General features: G+C 33.0%; 6 protein-coding genes. 3 read left to right on the top strand and 3 right to left on the bottom strand.

Features of this window, described 5'->3' with window-relative positions:
• Positions 1-31: 31 nt before the first annotated feature.
• Positions 32-598 carry a glycerol-3-phosphate 1-O-acyltransferase PlsY gene (gene plsY / locus PLA12_14000; protein HOQ33600.1) on the top strand — a complete coding sequence of 189 codons (567 nt, stop codon included), beginning with the start codon at positions 32-34 and terminating at the stop codon, positions 596-598.
• Positions 579-2,498 (top strand): DUF2723 domain-containing protein, encoded by a 1,920-nt coding sequence (locus tag PLA12_13995; protein HOQ33599.1) that lies wholly within the window; start codon positions 579-581, stop codon positions 2,496-2,498. Before plsY ends, PLA12_13995 begins: the two co-directional genes overlap by 20 nt.
• Before the next feature lie 218 nt (positions 2,499-2,716).
• Here the strand turns inward: PLA12_13995 and PLA12_13990 are convergent, their stop codons facing one another.
• From PLA12_13990 to PLA12_13980, 3 genes are all read right to left on the bottom strand, one after another.
• Positions 2,717-3,172, bottom strand: a complete 456-nt coding sequence (locus tag PLA12_13990; protein HOQ33598.1) for a hypothetical protein — start codon at positions 3,170-3,172, stop codon at positions 2,717-2,719.
• Positions 3,173-3,280: 108 nt separating this feature from the next.
• Positions 3,281-6,712, bottom strand: a complete 3,432-nt coding sequence (locus PLA12_13985) for an MFS transporter (protein HOQ33597.1) — start codon at positions 6,710-6,712, stop codon at positions 3,281-3,283.
• A gap of 44 nt (positions 6,713-6,756) precedes the next feature.
• On the bottom strand, positions 6,757-7,248 hold the full coding sequence (locus PLA12_13980; protein HOQ33596.1) for a MarR family transcriptional regulator: 492 nt from the start codon (positions 7,246-7,248) through the stop codon (positions 6,757-6,759).
• A gap of 112 nt (positions 7,249-7,360) precedes the next feature.
• Between PLA12_13980 and PLA12_13975 the strand changes: the two genes are divergently transcribed.
• Positions 7,361-7,750 (top strand): NAD-dependent epimerase/dehydratase family protein (locus PLA12_13975; GenBank protein ID HOQ33595.1); only part of this gene is annotated, 390 nt, incomplete at its 3' end.

Here is a 7,750-nt window from a genome sequence, read left to right as displayed (position 1 = left end):
CAAGGTTATATTACTATTTTATATACTACCTATGTTTTTTTCCTACTTGTTAGGGTCAATTCCTACGGGATTATGGATAGGTCTTCTATTTTATAAAAAGGATATAAGAAAATATGGTAGTGGGAATATAGGTGCTACCAATGCCCTACGAGTGTTAGGAAAAATTCCTGGAGCAATTGCTCTACTGTTGGATGCCTTAAAGGGATTTGTTCCTGTAATTTTAGTAAAAACATTTCTATCTGAATATTCCTACCTCCCCCTTTTTACAGGTATATCTGCTATATTTGGTCATTTGTTTTCAATTTTTCTATTATTTAAAGGAGGTAAAGGGGTAGCCACAGGTACAGGTGTATATCTTGCCCTTGCCCCTATTCCCACACTAATTGCAGGGCTTGTATTTTTTATATTTGCCTTTTCTACCCGTATGGTAAGTGTAGGTTCTATTTCTTCTGCGATAACACTTGCTATATTGACTTTGTTCTTATACAAAAATGATATTATATTTGTAATTATTACTTGTTTGGTAGCTATTTTAGTAGTTTATAAACATCGTTCTAATATCCAAAGAATTATCAGAGGTGAAGAAAATAAGTTTTGAGAGCATCAAAGGAAATCGTTTCTCCTCCATAATAAATATTATGTTGGGGGTTTTTGTTTTCCTCTTTTCATTTCTGGTTTATTTTGCCACCTTAGCACCTACTGTAACTGCAGAAGATAGTGGAGAATTAATAACTGCTTCGTATTTTTTAGGTATCCCCCATCCCCCGGGATACCCAACATGGTGTTTACTATCACACCCTTTTGTATATATTCCTTTCGGAAGTATAGCGTGGAGAGTTAATCTTTCTTCTGCTTTTTTCGCTTCCTGCACGGTGTTTTTCGTTTTTTTTCTTATATTAAGACTTACTAAGAATAAAATATCTGCTTTCAGTAGTTCGCTTATTTTTGCGTTTTCATTAGAATTTTGGGAACAGTCCGTAATTACAGAAGTTTATAGTCTTAACTCTTTATTTATTATCCTATGCCTATACTTTTTGTGCTTATGGAAAGATACAAATAAACCTAAATATTTATTATGGCTATCTCTTATTTATGGAATAAGTTTGGGAAATCATTATACAATGTTTGTTGTGGGTCCTTTTTTGATAGCCTTTATTATTTTTACAAATCCCAATAACCTTCAATATATAAAAATATATTCCTTATGCATAATTATTATTTTATTCTCATGGTGTTTGGTCTGTTCCTATCTTTACATCCGTTCTTTAGCCAACCCTCCGATAGACTGGGGTAATCCAGAGAATTTTACTAATTTATTTAATTTAATAACTCGTAAACAATATTCATTTATGTTGACACAATATCCAAGAAGTCTCCCCAGATTATTAAGACAATGTGAGGTTTTCTTTGGTATGGGACTTTCTCAGTTCGGTTCTCCTCTTTTATTTTTCTTATCCCTATTATCCTTTTTCTTTATATTTTTTAAACATCGTGCATGGAGTTTACTCTTATTCTCTTTAGGTTTTTCTACAGGCTTTGTAGCTATTCTGGTTCAGAATTTTAATTTTGATATTGAGTGGTTAGAAGTTATGTCTGTCTTTGGAATTCCTGTTTATTTGTGTTATTGTTTATCATTAGGGATTATGTTAGCATGGGTTATGGATGGGTTAATTTCTTATTCAAAGAATAAATATTATATTTATACTGCCTCTTTGTTTATATTATTACTTCCCTTTGTTCCGCTGTATAAAAATTATAAAGTAAATGATTATTCACAGTTTTGGTTTGCCCATGAATTTGGAGAAAATATCCTTAATTCTTTAAGTCCTAATGCTATTTATATTCCTTATACAGACCACGCAAGTTTTCCATTAATTTATCTTCAAAAAGTTGAAGGTGTTCGAAAGGACATTACATTAGCAAGAGTTTATGGTTATTTAAGCCCTGAATTATTTGAAAAAATGGATAGGAAACAATGGTCAAAATATGCACCTTTCCCAAAAGGTAGATATGAAAATGAATTGATTGGTTGGCTGATAGATAATACCGACAGACCTATTTATTCCGAAAATAAAATAAAAGTTATTTCAAAACAGAAAGGGACATGGGTTCCCGCAGGTATTATTTATCGCTATCAAAGAGAAAATGAGGTGGTCCCCAAATCAGAAATTTACTGGCAAAAATACAAATGGAAATATATAAAAGAAAACAACATTAAGGGGCAGTCTGCATCATTGATATGGCTTCAAATACAATGGGCAAAAGCAAGAGACTGTTTCAGGAATAATGATAATAGCACTGCTATAGAATTGATATATAATGGGCTAAAATACTATGGGAAAGATGATGTTATATTAAACAATGCAGGGGTTTTATGTGCAGAACATAGAGAATACTCCTATGCTAAAAAATTCTTTGAAGAAGCGTTAAGCATTAATTGCAATAACACTATAGTTAAGGATAATTTGCAAAAGTTAGAAAAGAAATTAAATATTTAATAACAACATTCTGAAACCTAACTCCCTGAAGTTTTAAATATTCTCAAAATCCTCCCTCTATATTTTCTATTAGGAAGGTTTCATTATATTCTTCTTTCTTACTAAATTCTTTGCTTTGTTTATTTTAAGTAATTTATCAAAAGAGGTAAAAAAAAAATCCGCAGACTTATATATCTGCGGATAAAGGTAATGTCTATTTCTTATTTAATTAAAACAGATTACAAAACTTGTAATTGGCTCTTAGAACCTACAGGAAGTTTATCGAAATCATCACCACTATTATCACCACCTTCAATAGTTTCAACCAATATTGCATTTGCTTGTTTAAATAATTTTCCAATTATTTTTACTGTTTTCCCTCTCATTTGATTTCCAGTTAGAAGACTATCGGCTTCTTTTGTAGGAAGGTAAATCAAAACCTTTTCTTTTAAATCGTCAAGGGCTTTACCATCTACATCCTTTGCCTCTGTAACCTTCAGTGCATTTAATTGGGCTAATGCCGAATTTGCAGAAGCGGTTCCACCTTTGGCATAAGTCTCAAAAAGACTTATATTTTCACCTGTAATCGTAACTCCAACAGGTTGTTCTGTTTCTTTATTAGCATCTTGTGCTAAAACAACAAACGATGTGATTAACATTACAAAAGTTAATGCAATTAAAGTTCTTTTTAACATAATCTTACTCCTTTAAGTTATGGTTATATTTATTCCATCTTCTCATTACTACGATAATATTATACCATTTATTCAATTTTCGTTTCAAAAAAACGATAAAATTTCAGTTTATATGTTCTTTTTATCCATTTCTAAAGCCAACTTTTTAACCGCTCGAATATCTAATTTACCTGTGCCCAGAACAGGGATAGATTCCACTTTATAAAAGGCATTAGGTCGAGGTCTCCACAAGTTGGGAAGTTCTGACTTATCTATTAGTTCAATAAGTTTATTTATTTGCTCTTGTTCTAATGTATGAAGAACTACTATTCTTTCCCCTTTCTGTTCATCAGGAATTCCCGTTACTGCTAAACTAAGTTCTGTTAAACCTAATAAATCATGTAATACTTCTTCTACGCGTGTGTGGGAAATCATTTCGCCTGCAATTTTACTGAATCGTGCCAATCTATCTGTAATTGTTATATAACCATCTTCGTCAATTTTCGCTATATCTCCGGTTCTATACCACTCTCCTCTTAATACCTGTTCTGTTTTTTCAGGCATATTCAAATAACCTGCCATAATATTAGGCCCTGTAACTTCAAGCATACCTTCTTCGCCAATAGGTAAAATTTCACCTGTATCAGGGTTTGTAATTCTTACAGATACACCCGGTAATGGTTTTCCAATAGTTCCTACTTTATTAAATTGATTGAAAAAACCAGGTGTTTCAAAATCTGGTAAATTTGTCGAAACCAAAGGTGAACATTCTGTTGCTCCATATCCCTCAAAGGGTTCTATTCCAAATTTTTCATAAAATCCTTTTCTTATTCTGTCTGGTAATTTTTCGGCTCCTACTATAACAATTTGCAGAGTTTTAAATTCTTCGGGGGTGCATTTTCGAATAAAACCCTGAAGAAATGTACTTGTTGCTAATAACATATGAGCTTGATACTTTTGAGCAAGTCCACCGATTATCTTAGGTTCAAGAGGATTGGGGTGATATACACAACGAACACCATTTGCAAGTTGTAACCAGATAGTTACAGTAAATCCGAATGAATGGAAGAAAGGTAAAAATCCCAGAACGCAGGTATTTTTATCATGCCAGATTACTCGTTTTATGCATTCTGACTGACTCATAATGTTTCTTTTAGTGAGCATAACGCCTTTGGGATTTCCTTCACTTCCGCTTGAAAAAATAATAGTCGCGAGGTCTTCTTCTTTATGGGAGTCCGCACTGAAATATTTTTCAATCATATATATAGGCATAAATATAGCACTTAATATACCCCAAATTTTATCCCATGTTGTCACAGTTTCGCGGATATCTTCGAGATAAACAGCTGTTTCTGGCACATTGATATTAACACGCTCTAAGAATTTTCGGGAAGTTAGGACATGTTTAATCCCACATGCCTTTACACAAGATGCTATAATTTCAGAACTTTGTGTATAGTTCAGGTTTACAGGTACTTTTCCCATAATTTGTAGAGATATATTGACAATAGCACCTCCAATTGTTGGTGGAACAAGAATACCTACCATTTTTTCATTGCCCAATATCTTTTTAAATTTTCTACCTAATATCAAAGCACCCATATATGCTTTAAAATAACTGATATGTCCTGTTAGTGCATCCGCCATACAGAAATGGAAGGGATTTCTTCTTGCACAATGAATAAAAGCACGATGTAACTCAGAGTTATAAGGGTAGGGTCTTCTTCTATATAATTCCGAACTTAATAACTGTATTTTTTCTCTTATTTCATATCCATTTTTCGTTTCTGTGACAGGTTCCCCTATTTCGACATAAATCGGATAGCGCCATTTTTCAGGCAATACCCATTTTATTTTCCCTTCTCTTATCCTATAAACAACCTCCGTTATGCGGTCCATATACACAGGGATAATAGGAACATCTAAGTTTTGTGTAAGTATCTTATAATCTTTATACCAGGGCATTTCTGGTCCAGAAGAATGGAATTTTTTCTCCCATGGGACACACACCCAATTACCCAAAACAAGTTGTTGCCGTATCTTAACGATTATTTCCTCAATATCTTTTATAGTGGCATTATTGGGAACTAAGATAAGATTTAAAAACTTGGATACCCAACGCATCCATCGAACTTTTAATACATCTTCACCAACTACAAAAACAATCTTTCGGTCAAAACTATAAAAAAGGACCATTACATCTACAAAAGACACATGATTTGATACAATTAAGGCACCACCTTTTTCGGGTAATCTGTTTCTGTTTGAGACAAATACCCTATAAAGTGTGCTGTCTAAAATCCAGAGAATAGCGCGTAGTATCATATTTTTTTCTATCCTTATCATTACAGTTAAAACAACTATTGAAAGTATTCCCGCAACAAAAAATATAAATCGAGGTGGACAGTTAAGGATACTAAATAACAACATAAACAAAGCTGCGGAAATAGTCATTCCGCCAAAGGTAACCAAATTGCTTGTAGCAATCATGGCGCCTCGAACTTGATTCGGGCTTTGTCGTTGAAGTAAACAAGCCATTGGGACATCAAATAAACCTGCTCCAAATCCCAAAACAAACATTAAAATGGTTATTTTAATCAAACTAAGTCCAGGAATTGATAATAAGAAAGAAAGGAATATCATAATGATGCTGCCAATTACTACCAATCCTGTTTCAATTTTTCCTCTTGAAAAATAACCTGCTGCAGTACTTCCTAAGGCAATACCAATAGCTATTAATGCTAATAATGTTCCTATCGCTCCTGCATTATTTAACTCCACTTTTCCGTATTCTACAATATTTTGCATAAGAAGGGCACCCGCAAACCAGAAATATGTAATTCCTAACATAGCAAGCAATAATTGCTTATCTTTAAAGAATATCTTGAAATAACCTGAAAGACCGGCAAAAGGATTGATTTCTATTTTTCTTGTAGGTTCAACAGGAGGTGCATAGGTTACCAATAGGGAGGTAAGCAATCCCATAGACGATAATCCTATCATTGAAAACATGGCTAAATATAAATTGTTTTTAAACACCTCTATCATCCATCCACCCACAGCATTTCCGAAAATAATGGCAAGGAATGTCCATAAATTTAATAAGCCATTTCCCCATGATAAGCGGGTCTCTGGTAAGATTTCGGGTAAAATCCCGTATTTTGCAGGGCTAAAAAAAGCACTTTGCATTGCCATAAGGAATAGAGTAAATAATAATAAATGATAACTCCTCAAAAAAACAGAGAAGGCTCCCATCAGCATAACACCTAATTCCCATACTTTTGTCCATACTGTTACTCTTTGTTTTGAGTAACGGTCTGCTAATGAACCTGCTAACGCAGGGAAAAGCAACCATGGTAAATTGAACAATACAGTACATACAGGAGTAACAAAGCGATGCCATGCTGAGTCTTGCGGAAGAAATAAGGGGACACTTAAGATAATTATTAGTTTATATACATTGTCACTAAATGCACCTTGAAATTGTGTTGCAAGTAATGAATAAAATCCTAATAAATTAAATTTTTCCTCTTCTCGTATATTTTTTATGGGGATAGCCATAGAATTTTCAGACCTTGGTTTGTTTATTTTTCTTCTTAAAAATGTTAAATGTTATCTTTTGTTGAATAGGGAACGGTCATCAATCTCTCACGGATAATTTCCATATATTTAATAATCTCATTACATTCCTTATCAGAAAAGCAAGAAAAAATCCGATGTATATTGCGCCTATAAATCGGTTCCATTTTCCGAACAAGGTTTAAACCTTCGGGAGTAAGTTCTACATGCCGTATTCTTCTATTTCCTTCTACAGAATTTCTTAATACCAAGCCTTTTGCCTCTAACTTATCAAGAATTGAAGTAATACTGGCGCGTGTTACAACCAAACGCCGACCTAAATCTGATTGTGTCCATTTTCTCTTTTTATATTTGAGAGCAAAAAGAACATTAAATTGTGCATCTGTTAAGCCATATTTGCGAAAAAATGCTTCTCCTTTAATTGATAATACTGCTACAGTTCTTACGATATTTAATAAAGTCTCATGTCTTAAATCTTGTATAGGTTGTTCTAAATCTAATTCCTTATTTATTGACATGGAAATATCACTCCTGAAGGATTTACTATATTATTTATTATTTAACATTGTATTTAATAATTGTAAAATAATAAACTGTTAGATGTCAATCAATTTAGACAAGGTATAACCTATGAAAATACTTCTATCCGGTGCTTCAGGTTTTGTAGGGAAACATCTATACTCCCATCTTTGTAATCAAGGTTTTCTATGTTATAAGTTAGTTCGTGAGATGCCCTCACAAGAAAGAGAGATATTTTGGGATCCTTATAAAAGGGTTATAGATTTGAACTTAATTAAAGATATGGATATTTTTATTCATTTAAGTGGTGCTAATATTGCTGATGCTTTCTGGACAAAAAAGCGAAAACAGGTTTTAATGGAAAGTCGTGTAATAACTACAAAATTTATCGCAGAAAGTATAGCCCATTTGAACGATAAATCAAAGAGATTATTTATTTCCTCGGCTATAGGATATTATGGGACTATAACCAATACGACTATAACAGAAACGGGAGAAAAA

Origin of the sequence: Candidatus Hydrogenedens sp. (assembly GCA_035378955.1) — a bacterium.
Taxonomy (GTDB): Bacteria; Hydrogenedentota; Hydrogenedentia; order Hydrogenedentales; family Hydrogenedentaceae; genus Hydrogenedens.
This window is presented reverse-complemented; position numbering and strand designations above follow the sequence as displayed.